Source organism: Streptomyces yangpuensis (assembly GCF_001005295.1).
Lineage (GTDB): Bacteria > Actinomycetota > Actinomycetes > Streptomycetales > Streptomycetaceae > Streptomyces > Streptomyces yangpuensis.
The window spans coordinates 927,986-943,645 of sequence record NZ_LBMK01000002.1 but is presented as its reverse complement, the minus strand read 5'-3'; the positions used below and the strand labels follow the sequence as shown (position 1 = coordinate 943,645).

At 72.9% G+C, this 15,660-nt stretch carries 14 protein-coding genes; 7 read left to right on the top strand and 7 right to left on the bottom strand.

The annotated features are described in order from the left end of the window. Positions 1-135 precede the first annotated feature (135 nt). Entirely contained in the window at positions 136-1,083 is a 948-nt protein-coding gene (locus AAT21_RS09615) for a 2-hydroxyacid dehydrogenase (protein WP_046777211.1), read from the bottom strand. 72 nt (positions 1,084-1,155) lie between these two features. Here AAT21_RS09615 and AAT21_RS09610 point away from each other — a divergent pair, with 72 nt between their 5' ends. The 3 genes from AAT21_RS09610 (at position 1,156) to AAT21_RS09600 (ending at position 3,728) form a co-directional block, all read left to right on the top strand. Then, positions 1,156-2,163, top strand: coding sequence for an aldo/keto reductase (locus tag AAT21_RS09610; protein ID WP_046776258.1), 1,008 nt, complete (start codon positions 1,156-1,158; stop codon positions 2,161-2,163). A gap of 108 nt (positions 2,164-2,271) precedes the next feature. After that, positions 2,272-3,507 (top strand): PQQ-dependent sugar dehydrogenase, encoded by a 1,236-nt coding sequence (locus tag AAT21_RS09605; RefSeq protein ID WP_079025537.1) that lies wholly within the window; start codon positions 2,272-2,274, stop codon positions 3,505-3,507. Between the two features lie 50 nt (positions 3,508-3,557). Beyond that, positions 3,558-3,728 carry a DUF6191 domain-containing protein gene (locus AAT21_RS09600; protein ID WP_235438729.1) on the top strand — a complete coding sequence of 57 codons (171 nt, stop codon included), beginning with the start codon at positions 3,558-3,560 and terminating at the stop codon, positions 3,726-3,728. Between the two features lie 249 nt (positions 3,729-3,977). On the opposite strand, the gene AAT21_RS09595 is transcribed toward AAT21_RS09600, so the two are convergent. The 4 genes from AAT21_RS09595 to AAT21_RS09580 form a co-directional block, all read right to left on the bottom strand. Beyond that, complete coding sequence (locus AAT21_RS09595) at positions 3,978-4,583, bottom strand: hypothetical protein (RefSeq protein ID WP_046776257.1); 606 nt, start codon at positions 4,581-4,583, stop codon at positions 3,978-3,980. Positions 4,584-4,680: 97 nt separating this feature from the next. Further along, positions 4,681-5,235: a GNAT family N-acetyltransferase gene (locus tag AAT21_RS09590; RefSeq protein WP_046776256.1), complete on the bottom strand. Its 555-nt coding sequence runs from the start codon at positions 5,233-5,235 to the stop codon at positions 4,681-4,683. A 39-nt stretch (positions 5,236-5,274) separates the two neighbouring features. After that, a complete protein-coding gene (locus AAT21_RS09585; RefSeq protein WP_046776255.1) occupies positions 5,275-7,524 on the bottom strand; it encodes an MMPL family transporter in 2,250 nt (749 codons plus the stop codon). Positions 7,525-7,732: 208 nt separating this feature from the next. Continuing rightward, entirely contained in the window at positions 7,733-8,170 is a 438-nt protein-coding gene (locus AAT21_RS09580) for a cupin domain-containing protein (protein WP_046776254.1), read from the bottom strand. A 61-nt stretch (positions 8,171-8,231) separates the two neighbouring features. Between AAT21_RS09580 and AAT21_RS09575 the strand changes: the two genes are divergently transcribed. Next, positions 8,232-9,041: a GNAT family N-acetyltransferase gene (locus tag AAT21_RS09575; protein WP_046777208.1), complete on the top strand. Its 810-nt coding sequence runs from the start codon at positions 8,232-8,234 to the stop codon at positions 9,039-9,041. 229 nt (positions 9,042-9,270) lie between these two features. Here the strand turns inward: AAT21_RS09575 and AAT21_RS09570 are convergent, their stop codons facing one another. Next, the gene (locus tag AAT21_RS09570; RefSeq protein WP_046776253.1) at positions 9,271-10,002 is read right to left on the bottom strand and encodes a siderophore-interacting protein; all 732 of its coding nucleotides are present in this window, start codon (positions 10,000-10,002) and stop codon (positions 9,271-9,273) included. Between the two features lie 75 nt (positions 10,003-10,077). On the opposite strand from AAT21_RS09570, the gene AAT21_RS09565 reads away from it, so the two are divergent. The 3 genes from AAT21_RS09565 (at position 10,078) to AAT21_RS09555 (ending at position 15,021) form a co-directional block, all read left to right on the top strand. After that, positions 10,078-12,285 carry a penicillin acylase family protein gene (locus AAT21_RS09565; RefSeq protein WP_412180304.1) on the top strand — a complete coding sequence of 736 codons (2,208 nt, stop codon included), beginning with the start codon at positions 10,078-10,080 and terminating at the stop codon, positions 12,283-12,285. Next, positions 12,282-12,896, top strand: a complete 615-nt coding sequence (locus tag AAT21_RS09560) for a GNAT family N-acetyltransferase (protein WP_046776252.1) — start codon at positions 12,282-12,284, stop codon at positions 12,894-12,896. The genes AAT21_RS09565 and AAT21_RS09560 overlap by 4 nt, the downstream gene beginning before the upstream one ends. 184 nt (positions 12,897-13,080) lie before the next feature. Next, positions 13,081-15,021, top strand: a complete 1,941-nt coding sequence (locus AAT21_RS09555; protein ID WP_167350568.1) for a protein kinase domain-containing protein — start codon at positions 13,081-13,083, stop codon at positions 15,019-15,021. Here AAT21_RS09555 and AAT21_RS09550 read toward each other — a convergent pair. After that, complete coding sequence (locus AAT21_RS09550) at positions 15,011-15,553, bottom strand: hypothetical protein (protein ID WP_235438728.1); 543 nt, start codon at positions 15,551-15,553, stop codon at positions 15,011-15,013. The genes AAT21_RS09555 and AAT21_RS09550 overlap by 11 nt on opposite strands. Between the last annotated feature and the right edge of the window lie 107 nt (positions 15,554-15,660).

Here is a 15,660-nt window from a genome sequence, read left to right as displayed (position 1 = left end):
TTCCGGACGATACACCACTTTCGTCACTCAGGGACATAGTTGGCCTACGCTCCGTTACCAATCAGGGAGTTGTGGCGACTGCTCGCGTTCGGACGACTGCGGAGCGTACACATCACGGGTGTCATTCCGTGGGTGTCATTCGGTGATCAGCACGGTGTGCTCCACGGGCTCTCCGGCGGCGAAGCGGGTGAGCTGGCGCACCAGCAGGCGCTTGGCCCGCGGCTCGAACGCCGAGCTGCTGCCGCCGACATGAGGCGTGATCAGGACGTTCGGAGCGTGCCAGAGCGGGTGGCCGGCGGGCAGCGGTTCCGGGTCGGTGACGTCGAGGGCCGCGCGCAGCCGGCCCGACTCCACTTCCGCCAGCAGGGACTTGGTCTCGACGACAGGGCCGCGCGAGACGTTCACCAGCAGGGCACCGTCCTTCATCCGGGCGAGGAACTCGGCGCCCACGAGCCCTCGGGTGGCGTCGGTCAGGGGCGTCACGAGGATCACCACGTCGGCCTGCGGCAGGAGCTGGGGCAGCGCGGCCATGGCGTGCACCGGCCCCCGTTCGGTGGTCCGCGCAGAGCGGGCCACCCGTTCGATCCGCTCGCACTCGAACGGCACGAGGCGGTCCTCGATGGCCGAGCCGATGGATCCGTAGCCGATGATCAGAACTGACTTGTCGGCGAGGGCGTCGTAGAAGCCGGAGCGCCATTCCTCGCGGTCCTGCCCGCGGACCATGCCGGGGATGCCGCGCAGGGAGGCGAGGGTCAGCGCGAGGGCCAGCTCGGCGGTGCTGGCCGTGTGGACCCCCACGGCGTTGCACAGCCGTACGCCGGGGCACAGGTCTCCGAGGCCGCCCAGCATGTGGTCGATGCCGGCCGTCAGGGTCTGGACGACCCGGACGGCCGGCATCGCGGCGAGCGGGCGCACGGTGACCTCGGCGGACTTCATGTAGGGGGCCACGTAGAAGACGCAGTCGGCCGGATCGGCCGGGAAGGCGTCCTCACCGTCCCACTGGCGGTACCGGAAGGAGTCGGGGAGGCCGGCGACCTCTTCGGCGGGGAAGGGGAGCCAGACGTCCCCGGGCGTTGCAGTCATGATCACGAGGCTATGCCAAGCCGTCTTGATCAAGCCGTTAGTTTGGTTGCCGGAGCGGAGGGGGACGCAGGGGTGGAGCGCAGGTCGATCGGGGCGGGGACGCTGAGCGTGGGCGCCGTCGGCCTCGGCTGTATGCCGATGAGCTGGGCGTACACGCCTTCGCGGCGACGGGGGCATGAGTCGCTGGCCGCCGTGCACGCGGCGCTGGACCTGGGGTCGAACCTGCTGGACACGGCCGATGTGTACGGGCCGTTCACCAACGAGCTGCTGCTGGGGCGGGTGCTGCGGGAGCGGCGGTCCGACGCGTTCGTGTCGGCCAAGGTCGGGCTGCGGGCGGGCGACCAGCACGTGGTGGCGGACGGGCGGCCCGGCTATCTGCGGCGGGCCTGCGACGCCTCGCTTCGGCGGCTGCGCACCGACGTCATAGACCTCTACCAGCTGCACCGGGTGGACCCGGAGGTCCCGGTGGAGGAGACCTGGGGGGCCATGGCGGAGCTGGTGGGCGCCGGGAAGGTGCGGGCGCTCGGTTTCTGCGCGCTGGGGGCCGGGGCCGGGCCGGGGGCGGGGCGGCGCGGTGATCGCGGGTACCGGACGACACTGCGGCACCTGGAGCGGATGCAGCAGGTGTTCCCGGTGAGCGCGGTGCAGGCGGAGCTGTCGGTGTGGTCGCCGGAGGCGGCGCGGCAGCTGCTGCCGTGGTGCGCGGCGCGCGGGGTGGGGTTGCTGGCGGCGATGCCGCTGGGCAGCGGGTTCCTGACCGGGACCCTCAGGCCGGGCGAGGGCTTCGAGCCGGAGGACGTCCGGGCCCGGCACCCGCGGTTCACGGCGGAGGCGATGGCCTCGAACCAGGTGCTGGTGGCGGGGCTGCGGCGGGTGGCGCTGCGGCATGGGCCCGAGGTCACGGTCGGGCAGGTGGCCCTGGCCTGGGTGCTGGCGCAGGGGCCGCAGGTGGTGCCGGTGCCCGGCGCGGACCGTGCGCACTGGGCGGTGGAGAACGCGCGGGCGGCCCAGCTGCGACTCACGGCTGCGGACCTGGCCGAGATCGCGGACCTTCCGGTGGACGTGGGAGCCTGGGACTGACCGCCCACAACCACTCGATCGGGTGTACGAGTGGTGGAACTTCGGGCACTGCCCCGGCTGTTGAGACGGGTGAAGGGCAGGATCGGAGGACCGGAAGGGAGCAGGGCGATGCGATACGGAAGTTCTCCCGGGCAGGCGGGGTGCGAGGGTCCCGACGGGCGGCGCCGGAGCGTGCTGGCGGCGGTGGCACTGGCCGGGTGCGGTGCGCTGCTGGTGACGGGGTGCTCCCCGGAGGGCGCCCCCGATGCCGGGCGCGGGGGTTCCCCACCGGGAGCGACATCGGCGGGGACGGGGTCACCGGGCCCCTCCGGGAGCGGCGCCGCCTCGCCGTCGGCGTCCGGGCCGCCCGCGCAGGGGGCGGTGACGGTCACCGGCGAGGTCGCCAAGGGCCTGGAGTCGCCCTGGGGCGTGGCCCCGCTGCCGGGGGGCGACCTGCTGGTCGCCTCCCGGGACAAGGGGACGATCAGCCGGGTCGCCGCCGGGTCGGGCACGGTGACGCAGATCGGCGAGGTGCCCGGCGTGGAGCCGGGCGGCGAGGGCGGACTGCTGGGCCTCGCGCTGTCGCCGGACTTCGCCTCGGACCGTCTGGTGTATGTCTACTTCACGACCGCGTCCGACAACCGGATAGCACGGCTGCGCTATGACGAGCAGAGACCTCCCGGGCAGCAACTGGGCGCGCCGGACACCGTGTTCCGGGGGATCCCCAAGGGGCTGATCCACAACGGCGGACGGATCGCCTTCGGCCCGGACAGGATGCTGTATGCGGGGACGGGAGAGACGGGTGTCACCGGGCTCGCGCAGGACAGGAAGTCGCTCGGCGGCAAGATCCTGCGGATGACTCCGGACGGAGATCCGGTCCACGGCAATCCGGAGGCGGATTCGGTCGTCTATTCCTACGGGCACCGCAATGTGCAGGGCCTCGCCTGGGACAAGGAAAAACGGCTGTGGGCGGCCGAGTTCGGCCAGAACACCTGGGACGAGCTGAATCTGATCGAGCCCGGTGCGAACTACGGCTGGCCCGAGGCCGAGGGGAAGGCCGGCAGGCCTGGCATGCGGGATCCGGTGGCGGTGTGGAAGACGGACGAGGCCTCGCCGAGCGGTATCGCCTGGGCGGAGGGGTCGATATGGATGGCCGGGCTGAGGGGCGCGCGGCTGTGGCGGATCCCGCTGTCCGGGACGGCGCCGGTGGCCGAGCCCGAGGCCTTCCTGACGGGCAAGTACGGCCGGCTGCGGTCGGTGATCGCTCTCGGGGGTGACCGGCTGCTGCTGGTCACGAGCGAAACGGACGGGCGCGGGTCGCCGGAGGCGGGCGACGACAGGATCCTGACACTGACGGTGCGGTGACCGGCGTGCCCCCGGGCGGGGGCGAGGGGTGCGTGGACACGGTGTTCAACATGATCGAGGAGCTTTTCAACCCGGGACGCAAGCACACGAACGACGAGAAGAAGCGGCTGGAGCTGTCCCGGACCGATGTGGGCGACAACGATCCGGGACGGGGCCCGATAGACCTCGACTCCGGCAGGGTGCTCATACGCCTGGACGAGGAGTCCGCCGACCGTCACTGACCGGCCCCGTACCGGGCGGGCCGGCCGGGGTGGCTGGTGCGGGCGGCCGCGGCGATCTCGTGCTCGAACATCTCGTACTCCCTGGTTGCGGTTCTCGGCACCTCGTTCGGTGTGATCCGAGATTCGCCTCCCAGGGGGTACCGGCGCATCGGTCGCATGCCGCATCCGGCGGGGGCCGGGGGCCTCAGTCGCCGGCGCGGGCTGCCCGGGACGGGGCACGGGCGCCCACCGCAGGGGCGAGGCAGCCCTTTAGACGGCTCCTGCCTTCGGGACGGCCAGGAGGAGGTCGAAGTACATGAGGACGAAGAGCAGTACGCCGAGGGCGCCCAGGCCGATGCCGGCCCAGGAGACGGACCGCACCCAGGTGGGGAGGGTGCGCTCGGGGGTGCTGAAGGCCGGGAGGGCGAGCACGAAGGTGGCGATGATGAGGGCGAGGGCGGAGAAGACACCGTTGACCATCGCGGTGGTGTGCCACGGATTGACGAACTGGGCGGCGATCTGCGCGTTGGCGTCGGCGGCCTGGCTCAGCTCCAGACGGGCGGCGACGCTCGCGCGCTCGGACACGATGCCGGCGACCCAGCTTCCGCTGAGGGCGACGACGGAGAGACCGGCGGAGACGATCGCGAAGGCCGCGGAGCCCACGTGGCTCGGCTGCTCGTAGTCCGCGGGGTCCTCGGCGAAGTCGTCGTCGAGGTCGGCGTCGGCGAGGGCGGAGCCGGTGCCGGTCGCGGCGTCGAGGTTGGCGTCGGCCGTGGCCTCGGTCGCGGCGTCCTGGGCGGTCCCGGTCTTCTCGAGGTCGACCGGTGTGGTGTCCGCCTCGGCGGCGTTCGGGGCGGGGGTCTTCGTGGTGTCCATGCGGGGCACCGTAGGGGCCGTGTCTGAGAGTTCTCTGAGAATCCGGTGGTCGTGGCCGTATCGGGCCCCGCGGTCGGCGGGGCCCGGGCGGCGTGCCTCAGGAGGAGCGGGTGGCGGCCCACTCGTGGGCGAGGATCGACCAGACCTCGGTGTCCTGGCGGACGCCCCGGTGGAAGTAGTTCTCCCGCATGACGCCCTCGCGGGTCATGCCGAGGCGTTCGGCGACGGCGAGGCTCTTCTTGTTGCCGGTGGCGGCGTGCCATTCGACGCGGTGCATGCCGCGCTCGCCGAAGGCGTAGTCGATCAGGATCCGGCATGCCTTGGTCACCAGGCCGCGGCCGGCCGCGGCGGGCTCCAGCCAGCAGCCGATCTCGCAGTTCCCGCCGTCGGCGTCGAAGTTGGGGAAGAGGACGCCGCCCACGAGGGTGCCGTCGAGGCGGATGCCGAAGAAACGGGCGCCGTCCTCACCGGCCTTCACGGCGTACTTGGCCAGGAAGGCCCTGGCGGAGTCGACGTCCGGGGACCGGTCCGGGAAGCCGACGTACTGGCCGATGTACTCGCGGCCGCGCTCGATGTGCGCGAAGAACTCCTCGGCGTGCCGGGCCTCCAGCGGGAACAGCTGGGCGCCTTCGGCGAGGTCTATCGAGAACATGCGGCTTCTTCCTTGGGTCTCGTGCGGCGGTTCGCCGGATCACCGGGAGGCTGTGGCGGGCTCGGCCTCGTCCTCGCTCGTGGTGGGGACGGTGCCGGACCGCTGTGCCGGAAGTTTCGCATGCGAACGGCGTTCGGGGGGCTCGATGCTGATCCGGGGGAGCCGCCGGTCGAGCCAGGCCGGCAGCCACCAGTTGGCGCCGCCGAGCATGTGCATCAGGGCCGGGACGAGGAGGGTGCGCAGGACGAAGGCATCGAGGGCCACGGCCGCGGCGAGTGCGATGCCGAACATCGCGATGATCCGGTCGCCGCTGAGCACGAAGGCAAGGAAGACGGAGATCATGATGATGGCGGCGGAGTTGATGACGCGGCTGGTCTCGGCGAGGCCGACACGCACGGCTCGCCTGTTGTCACCGGTCTCCAGCCACTCCTCGTACATCCGGCTGACGAGGAAGACCTGGTAGTCCATCGACAGTCCGAAGAGGACGGACACCATGATCACAGGCAGGAAGGGCTCGATGGGTCCTGCGCTGCCCAGGCCCAGCCGTTCGCTGCCCCAGCCCCACTGGAAGATCGCAACCACGACGCCGAAGGAGGAGGCGACGGCGGCGACGTTCATCGCCGCCGCCTTCAGCGGGATGCCGATGGACCGGAAGGCCAGCAGCAGCAGGGCGCAGCCGAGGGCGATGACCACGCCCACGAAGAGCGGCAGCTTCCCGATGATGACCTCGGCGAAGTCGTCGTAGGCGGCTGTCACACCGCCGACGTGGACCTCCATGGAGCTGCCCTGGCCGGCGCGCGGGATGACGTCCTGCCGGAGCGTGTCGACCAGGTCGCTCGTGGCCCGGGACTGGGGGGCGGAGTCCGGTACGACGGTCAGGACGGCCGTGTCGCCGCTGCCGTTGAAGACGGCGGGGCCGGTGGAGGCGACACCCGGTGTCGTCCGCAGGGCCTGCTCCAGCCGGTCCAGGGCGAGCCGGTCCCCGGCGCCGCCCAGGCGGGCGACGACGGCCAGCGGGCCGTTCGCGCCGGGCCCGAAGCCGTCCGCGAGCAGGTCGTAGGCCTGCCGGGTGGTGGAGCCGGCCGGGTTGTTGCCCTGGTCGGAGGTGCCCAGGTGGAGGGAGAGGGTGGGCAGCGCCAGGACCACCATGACGGCGGTGGCGACGGCGCCGAGCAGCTTGGGGTGGCGTTCGACGAAGGCGGACCAGCGGGCGGCGAAGCCGGAGGTCCGCTCGGGCTGCGGGCCCTCGGCGGCGAGCCTGCGGCGCTCACGGCCGGAGAGGGCGCGCATGCCGATCAAGGAGAGCAGCGCGGGCAGCAGGGTCACCGAGGCGGCGACGGTCAGGACGACCGTCACGCATGCCGCTATCGCGACGCCGTTGAGGAAGTTCAGCCGCAGCACCAGCATGCCGAGCAGCGCGATGCAGACGGTGAGGCCCGCGAAGACGACGGCCCGGCCGGTGGTGGCGACGGCCCCGGCGGCGGCCTCCTCCACCGGAAGGCCGCGCATGAGGCCCTTGCGGTGCCGGGTGACGATGAACAGCGCGTAGTCGATGCCGACGCCCAGGCCGATGAGGGTGCCGAGCATGGGGGCGAAGTCGGCGACCGGCATCGCGTGCCCGAGCAGGGTGATGCCGAAATAGGCGGTGCCGACGCTGACGAGGGCGGTCGCGATGGGCAGCAGGCTCGCTGCGAGGGAGCCGAAGGCGAGGAAAAGGACGAGGGCCGCGACGGCCACGCCTATGACCTCGGCGAGGTGCGCGGTGGGGGCCTCGGTGAGCTGGATGGCCCGGCCGCCCAGTTCGACCTGGAGTCCGCCGGCCTCGGTGGTGGGGTTCTTCGCGGTGTCGACGACGGCCCTGGCCTGGGCCTTGGGTACGGAGTCGGCCGGCTGGTCGAAGGTCACCACGGCGTAGGCGGTGCGCCCGTCGGGGCTGATGCGCGCAGCGCTCTCGGGGCCGGGACCGTACGGTCCGGCGACCGATCCGACACCGGGCAGTGCGGCGACGGCCTCAAGGGCCCGGGTCATGCGCTGCTCGATGTCCGGGGTGCGCGCGTTCTGATGGTCCGGGGCCCGCCACACGATGGTGTCGGTGTCGCCGCCCTGGCCGTGGAAGCCTTCGCGCAGGAGGTCGTTGGCCTTCCCGGACTCGGTGCCGGGGACCTCGTAGTTGTTGGAGTACGCCGTTCCGGCGGTCACTGCGGCCGCCGCGGTTCCGCCGAGGGCGAGCAGCCAGATCAGGACGGCGAGGAGACGGTGGCGCATGCACCACCGCGCGAGGACTGCCAACGGACGTGCTCCCTGGTGGGTTCGGATCTTTACCGGGAGACCGCCCGTCGCAAAGAACGCGTGAACTCGTGAAGGCCCGGCCGAAGGCCCGGGGGGTCGCCCCGTGGTCCGGCTCAGATGGTCTGCAACCGCTACGGTCTCAGCGTTTCGTGATCGTTGGCCCGTTTCGTGTGCATCATCACAGCAGGATCGGGAGGGGTGCGGGAACTCAGATGCCGGGCGGGGTCCCGGCCTCGCCGGAGGCCGCCGGGGCGAGGACGCCCTCCCGGTGCTCGGGCTCGTCGACCCGGTAGCCGGGGATCGAGGGCCAGCGGACGGTGAGGACGACCGCGTCCTCCTCCGCGTACCAGGAGTGGTCGACGCCGCGGCCCCAGAGCACGTAGTCGCCCTGCTCGGCGAGGACGACGGTCCGCCCCGGGAACTCCAGCCGGAAGCGTCCGCTGATCAGAACCAGCAGCGCGGTGCGCTTCTCGGCGGTCGCCCAGCGCTCGCGTGCGTCGCCCTTGGGGTGGACACCCCATTTGATCTCCACGTCCTCGCTGTGACGGGGATCGGCCGGGTCCTTGAAGTGGCCGAGGAGCCAGCCTCGGTCGGCGGCGGCGTCGGGTGCGGCCTTGCCGGTGTAGATGGTGAGGTCGTCGTTCACGCTGGTGAGGCTAATGCAGTTGTGCGGGCCCGCCGGACACTGGTGAGCTGGGCTGATGACGATGGATCTTGATGAACTGCTCACGGTACGCGCCCGGTTCGACGCGGAGGTCCGTGAGGGTGCGCAGGCCGACGGCAGGGGCGCCCTCGTGGAACGGGTGGGCCCGGTCGTCCGGCAGAGCGTGCCCGGTCTCGGCTGGAACGGCGTGCTCTGGTCGGACCTCGACGAGGAGACGGCGGACGCGCAGATCGCCGCGCAGGTGGGGTTCTTCGCGGAGCGCGGCTGCCCGGACTTCGAGTGGAAGCTGTACGCGCACGACCGGCCGGCGGACCTCGGGGACCGGCTGCGGGCCGCGGGCTTCGTACCGGAGCCGCCGGAGACGCTGATGGTGGGGCTGGTGGCCGAGCTCGCGCAGCTGCCGGTGGATCCGCCGGAGGGGATCACCCTGCGGGTGGTGACGGACGAGGCCGGGGTGGATCTGATGATGGAGGTCCACGCGGGGGCCTTCGGCACGGAGCGGCCCCGGATCCGGGAGGCGCTGCTGAGCCGGCTGCGCGACGAGCCGGAGACCGTCGCGGCGGTGGTCGCGATGGCGAGCGACGTCCCGGTGAGCGCCGCGCGGATGGAAATGCGGCCGGGGGCGGCCTTCGCCGGCCTGTGGGGCGGCGGCACGGTCCCGCAGTGGCGCGGCCGCGGCATCTACCGCCTTCTCGTCGCGCACCGTGCGCGCCTGGCGGCGGAGCTCGGCATCCCCTACCTCCAGGTGGACGCCTCGGACGACAGCCGTCCGATCCTGGAGCGGCTGGGCTTCGGGGTGATGGGCGTGACGGTGCCGTACATCTGGACGCGGCCCGGCCCCGACGCGGACTGAGGCCGTAGGGGGAGGCCCCGCCGGCTCCGCCGGCCCCGCCGGGCGGCCCGCGTAGAACAGGGGTTCCGCGGCCCCGGGGCCCCGCCGGACAAGGTCGTGGGCATGGAACGCATCAGCCCGCCCATGACCGGGGATGAACGGCCACGCGGACTTCCTGCGCGAGGCGATCGACGGGACGACCGGGGCACGGCCCCGGCCCTACCGCCAGGCCACCCTTCCGGCCACAGCACTAGGCGGCGCGCCAGTACCCCAGGCCGTTGACCCGCTGCTTCGGCAGGCCGAGGTCCTTGCGCAGGTAGGCCGTCAGGGTGCGGGTCGTGGCCGTGTCGCAGGCGAGCCAGACGTACGCCGATCCAGGGTCGCCGAGCAGCTCCGGCAGCTCGGCCCGGACCCGGTCGGCCAGCGCCGTGCCGTCCCGCGGCACCCGGCGCATGTCGTGCCGCTCCGCGTCCAGACGTACGGGCAGGTCCGTGTCAGAGGTGTGCTGGGTCTCGAACCAGATGGTCGCGGGCAGGCCGGGGAAGGCGTCCAGCAGCGAGTTGATCGCCGGGAGGGAGGCGGGGTCGCCGATGACCAGCAGGCGTTCCGGGGACGGCGCCGGGGCGGAGAATCCGGTGCCCTGGACGGTGGCCTCGATGGTGTCGCCCGGCTTCGCGTCGCGCGCCCAGGCGCTGGCGACCCCGTCGTGCAGGGCGAACTCGAAACAGAAGGTGCCCGCTTCGGGATCCGGGTCCACCAGGGTGTAGGCCCGCTGGTGCGGCTTGTCCGCGTTCTGGAACCAGACCCGCACCCACATCGTCGGGTGCAGTGAGTCACCGGCGGCGGCCAGCAGTCCGCCGTCGGTGAAGTACACCCGGCGGTAGTGCTCCGTGACGTCCTCCGCCCCGGTCACCGTGAACGTGAAGTCCTTGCCCCGCAGGAGCTTGAGGACGACGCCCTCCCAACCCTTGCCGACCGCCATGTCCGACCCCTCCCCTGGCACCTTTATAGTTAGGTCAGCCTAACCTAATGCGCCATCGGGGAGAGTGTGAGCAGCGTGAGCAGCAGTGTGAGCAGCGAGAGCGACCCGGCCTCGGACGCGGGCGTCCAGGGCGGGCCCCACGGGCAGCCCCCGGAATCCTACGGTGTCTTCCGCGACCCCTGGGGCATCCCCCACCTGCGTGCATCGGACGAACTCGCGCTCGCCCACGCCCAGGGCCGGGTCACCGCCTTCGACCGCGCCTGGCAGCTGGAGGTCGAACGGCACCGCGCCGAGGGCTCCAGCGCCTCCTTCCTGGGCCCGGACTCCGTCACCTGGGACCGCTTCGCCCGCCGGAGCCGCCTCGCCGACACCGCCCGCCTCTGCTTCGCGGCGATGGAGACCGACGACCTTGCCACCGCCGCCTGGGTGCGCGCGTACGTGGACGGCGTCAACGAGGGCCTGGCCGCCGGCGCCGCCCGCGAGGAGCGCTTCGCCCGCACCGGCCTCGCCCCGTCGCCCTGGGAACCGTGGGTGCCGCTGGCGATCTGGATCGCCACGCACATCCTGTTCGCGGGCTTCCCGACCAAGCTGTGGCGCGAGCGCGTGGCCCGCGCCCTGGGCGACGACGCGCTCACCCTCTTCGCCACCGACGGTCCCCGCATCGCCGGCAGCAACGGCTGGATGGTGCCCGGCGACCGCACCACCACCGGTGCGGCGATCATCGCGGGCGACCCGCACCGGTTCATCGAGGACCCGGGCGTCTACCAGCAGATCCGCCTGTCCTGCCCGGACTACGACGTCCTGGGCCTCGCCGTCCCCGGCGTCCCCGGCCTCGCCCACTTCGGGCACACCGGCAGCGCCGCCTGGGCCATCACCAACGCGATGTCCGACTACCAGGACCTGTACGTCGAGCAGTTGCGCCGCGGCGAGGGCTCCGTCGTCGAGGCCCTCGGCCCTGACGGGGTCTGGGAGCCCGTCGCACGCCACACGGAGACCATCGCCGTGGCGGGCGGCGACGACGTCGAGGTGGAGATCCTGGAGACCGCCCGCGGCCCGGTGGTCGTGCACGCGGACGGCGCCCCCGGCACGGACAGGGACGCGGACGCGGACACGGGCACGGACGCCGCCTGCGCGGACGCCGACGGCAGCACGCAGACCCTCTCCCTGCGCTACCCGCCCCGCGTCCGGCGCGACCTGGGCTTCGCCGTCCTCCCCGCCCTGCTGCGCGCCCGCACCGTCGCCGACATCGACCGCGCCCTCGACGGCTGGGCCGAGCCGGTCAACGTCGTCCACGCCGCCGACACCGAGGGCGGCCTGCTGCACCGGGTCGCGGGCGCCGTTCCGCTGCGCCACCCCGCCAACCGGCTGCGCCCCGTACCCGCGTGGGACCCGGAGCACGCCTGGCAGGGCTGGGCGCCGACCCCGGCCGAGCCCGTGCAGGGCTTCGCCGTGATGGCGAACGCGCGCGGCATCGCCTCCCCGCTGGGCGTGGAGTTCGCGCCGCCGCACCGCGCCGACCGCATCCGCGAGCTGCTCAGCGGCTCCGCGGACTGGTCGCCGAAGGCGATGGCCGACGTGCACCGCGACACCCACCTGGCCTCGGCCGAGCCGCTGCTCGCCCTGCTGCCCGGCTTCGACGGGCTGACCCCGGCCGCGCGGGAGCTGCGCACCCGGCTGCTGGCCTGGGACCGGCGCATGGAGGCGGACAGCACCGACGCCACCGTCTTCTCGGCCTTCCGGACCGCGACCGTACGCCGCTTCGCCGCCGATCCCGTCTTCGCGGACCTGGCGGGGGCGCCGACCGGCCCCGCGGTGTTCCACCCCTGGCTGTACCTGGTACCCAAGATCGGTTACGCGCTCGAAGGCCTGCTCACCACGTCCCTGGTGCCGGAGCTGGACCGCGCGGCGCACGTCCGGGCCGCCCTGGAGGAGACCGCCGCGGCGGGCTCCCCCAACACCCCGTGGTCGGAGGTCCACCGGCTGGCCCCCTGGCAGGCGGTGCCCGACCCGGACGCCCCCGAGTGGCCCGGGCTCGGCGGCGACCACGACTGCGTGAACGCCACCTCCTCCGTACCCGGTTTCACCGATGTCACCGCCCGCGCGTCGGCCGCCCGCTACGTCTGGGACCTGGCCCGCCGCGAGGACAGCCTCTGGGCGGTCCCGCTGGGCGCGGACGGTGTCACCGGCAGCCCCCACCACCGCGACCAGCTGCCCCTGTGGGCACGCTGCGAACTCGTCCCCGTCGTCACCGACTGGGCCCGGCTGACCAAGGAGTCGATGTGAACGCCCCGGCCGCCGCCCGGCAGCCCGTCCACACCCACCTCGTGGAGGGCTTCGGCACCGTCACCGTCACCCCGGTCGATCCGGCCGCCGACGCCGGCCTGATCCACGGCTGGGTCACGCAGGAGCGGGCCCGTTTCTGGGGAATGGGCGGGGCCGGCCGGGAACTGGTCCGGGAGATCTACGAGGACATCGACCGTCGCACCACCCACCACGCCTTCCTCGTGGCCCTGGAGGGCGAACCGGCCGCACTGTTCCAGACGTACGACTGTGAAGCGGACCGGGTCAGCGAGTGCTACGACGCCCGGCCGGGCGACGTCGGCGTGCACCTGCTGATCGGCCCCTGCGAGGGCGATCCCCGGCCCGGCTTCACCGGGGGCCTGCTCACGGCCTTCCTCGCCTTCGTGTTCTCCGATCCGGCCACCCGGCGTGTGGTCGCCGAGCCGGACGCTCGCAACACCAAGGCCATCGCACGGCTGGAACGCACCGGGTTCGCGCTCGGCCCTGAGGTGGTGCTGCCGGAGATCGACCTGCCCGAGGTCCACCTCCCGGCCAAGCCGGCCCGCCTCGTCTTCCTCGACGCACCGGCGCCGCCTCCCGCGGGGAGCCGCTGACGTGCGCCGCCCGCCGAAGGGGCGCTCGGCGAACGGAGTTCGCCCGGTGGGCGGTTCCGCGAGCCGGGCGCCCCGGCGACGGCGAACACCTGGACGGTCACGGCAAACCGATCGTTCCGATTGACCGGGTGATTCCGGTCACGAAAGACTGATGGTCAATCACCAAGCACGCGCTGGGGGGAAATTGACCAGCCAGAATCTGCACATCGGGCCGGACGCGGCAGCGGACCGCTACCGCCTGCTCAGGTCGATCGGGCGCGGCGGGGAGGCCGTGCTCTACCTCGCCGAGATCGAGCTCGCCGGCGGGTCGGAGCCCGTGGTCGTCAAGGTGCTCGACTCCAAGACGACCATCACGCCCGAGGTCTTCGACCGCATCAGCCAGAAGTGGAACGAGCAGGCGGAACTGCTGAGATTCGTCCACCGGCCCGGCGTCGTGGGGGTGCGGGAGCACTTCGAGGGGCCGCCGATCCACCGGCCCGGGGAGTCGTCCACCCTGACCGGGCGGGCGCTCGTCCTGGTCATGAACCACATCGACGGGCTCGACCTGCGGGACTGGCGGGCCGAACGGACCCTCGCCACCGCCGCCGAGCGGCGCGAGGTCATGCGGACCCTGGAGCAGCTGGCCGAGGTGCTGGACTGGCTGCACTCGGGGAAGGCCACGCCCTCCGGGCGCCAGGTCGTCCACGGCGACCTCTCCCCCGGCAATGTGATGGTCGACGCGCACGGGCAGGCCACGCTGGTGGACTTCGGCCTCAGCAAGCTGACCGCCGACCACCAGACGGCCGAGGTCTGGTTCACCCCCGGCTACGCGGCGCCCGAGGTGTTCGAGGGCAAGCGGACACCGGGCACCGACCGGTACGCCTTCGGGGCGATCGCGTACTTCCTGCTCAGCGGGGAGTCACCGCCCGCCTCCCCGCAGCAGCTGGCGCGGGCGATGGCCGAACTGCCGCAGATCGCGGTGCTGGACGCCGAACAGCGGGCCCGGATCACCGACCTCTACGCGGAGGATCCCTCCCGGCGGCCGGTGAACCTGGCCGGGTGGATGAAGGACGTACGCCGCGCCGTGGTGTCCACGACCACCTCCACGACCTCGCAGCGCTCCGCCCTCCAGGACGCTCCGCCCAAGCCGGCCGTGCCCGCGCCGCCGACGGTGGCTGCGGCGGCCGCGGCGGCGCCGCCACCGCCCGCGTACAGTCCGATCGCACCCGGCGGGGCCGCCGCTGCGGCCCCGCCGACGGCTCCCCCGACCGCGCCGGTACCCACCCGGCCCGACCGGCCTGCGCAACCGGATCGACCGGCTCAACCGGCTCAACCGGCCACGGAGCCCGCACCGGCGGCCGCACCGGCACCCGTACCGGAGTCGGCGGCCTCGGTGCCGGCAGGGTACGGGCCGGCGTACAACCTGTCCCCGGCACCGCCGCCCGCGCAGCCCGCCCCGCCCAAGAAGAAGCGGCGCACCGGCCTCGTCCTGGGCTCGGCGGTCGCCGTGGTGGTGCTCGCCGCGAGCACGGTCGCCGGTGTGAAGCTGCTGGGCGACAAGGACAAGGAGGACCACGCGGCGGGCGGGAAGCCCGGCGGGGCGAGCGCACCGCAGTCACCGGCGCCCGCCTCCCCCTCGGCCTCCGCGACCCCGTCCGCGGACTCCGCCACGGACGGCTCCGGGTCCGGCTCCGGTCCAGGAGCCTCCCCGGCACCGGAGGGCTCCGCCGGCCCCCACGCCCCCGGGGAGGTCAAGGACAGCAACGTCGCCGACCTGACCGTGCTGTCCTCGGTGGGAGGCTCCGACAACTTCGAGGTCGGCTCGGCGAAGCTGAACACCACGGAGTACGGGGCGGCGCTGCTCGGCAGCTGCTACTACGGCGCGGCGATCGAGTACGACGTCAACAGGGCCTGGTCCACGCTGGAGTTCACCGCCGGCATCGATGACGGCTCGACCGTGGAACAGGCACGGCTGACCATCTCGGTGGACGACAAGCCCGCGGTCTTCTCCGAACTGGTCCACCTGGGCAAGCCGGTCACCAAGTCCCTGGACATCAAGGGTGCCCTGCGGCTGCGCATCAAGGTGGAGGAGGGCTGCAAGGGCCGCGGCAACGCCGTCCTGGCGGCCCCCGTCCTCAAGCGCTGACGGAGCCGGTCCCGTCCGACACCCCGAGGTCGGCCCGCATGGCCGCCCGCATCTCCCGGAGCAGGGCCCAGATCTCCTGCTGGGCCGCGGAGACGGCGGCCATCGTCTCACCCTCCTCGGGACAGCCCCGTTCCAGGCGCCTGACCTGGCCGTAGACCCTGCTCAGGGCGTGGTTGACGGCGCTCGCGGGCTCCAGCACGGCGTCCGGTGCGATCATCTGCGCCTCGGAGTAGCGGTCGCGCTGGGCGACCTTCGCCTCGTCGAGCGCCTCCCGGTCCGCGTCCTCGACCGCGCGCTCCCGCATGACGTGCAGATGACGGTTGAGGGCGGTGGTGAACTGCCGGGCGTCCCGGTTGAGGTCCGTGTAGCAGGCCCGCCGCAGCGCCAGCAGGTCGCGGATCTCCTCGTGGCCGCGCAGGAGTTCCATCTCCCGGCGCTTCGCCCGCTCCGCGCCCCGCTGGGTGAGCAGCGCCCCGCCCAGGGTGCCCACCACGCCCACGGCAGCGATGACCATCGCACCGAACTCCACCACAACTCCCCCTGCCCATCCATGGTTTCGACGGTCCAGTGTGCGGGAGACGACCGAGGCCCCGCACCAACGGGTGCGGGGCCTCGGGATGTTCGGGCCGTCGGGGCGAA

Coding starts and splice junctions, on each gene's coding strand:
- AAT21_RS09615 (WP_046777211.1), bottom strand. CDS start 1,083: ATGACTGCAACGCCCGGGGACGTCTGGCTCCCCTTCCCCGCCGAAGAG.
- AAT21_RS09605 (WP_079025537.1), top strand. CDS start 2,272: ATGCGATACGGAAGTTCTCCCGGGCAGGCGGGGTGCGAGGGTCCCGAC.
- AAT21_RS09600 (WP_235438729.1), top strand. CDS start 3,558: ATGATCGAGGAGCTTTTCAACCCGGGACGCAAGCACACGAACGACGAG.
- AAT21_RS09595 (WP_046776257.1), bottom strand. CDS start 4,583: ATGGACACCACGAAGACCCCCGCCCCGAACGCCGCCGAGGCGGACACC.
- AAT21_RS09590 (WP_046776256.1), bottom strand. CDS start 5,235: ATGTTCTCGATAGACCTCGCCGAAGGCGCCCAGCTGTTCCCGCTGGAG.
- AAT21_RS09575 (WP_046777208.1), top strand. CDS start 8,232: ATGGATCTTGATGAACTGCTCACGGTACGCGCCCGGTTCGACGCGGAG.
- AAT21_RS09570 (WP_046776253.1), bottom strand. CDS start 10,002: ATGGCGGTCGGCAAGGGTTGGGAGGGCGTCGTCCTCAAGCTCCTGCGG.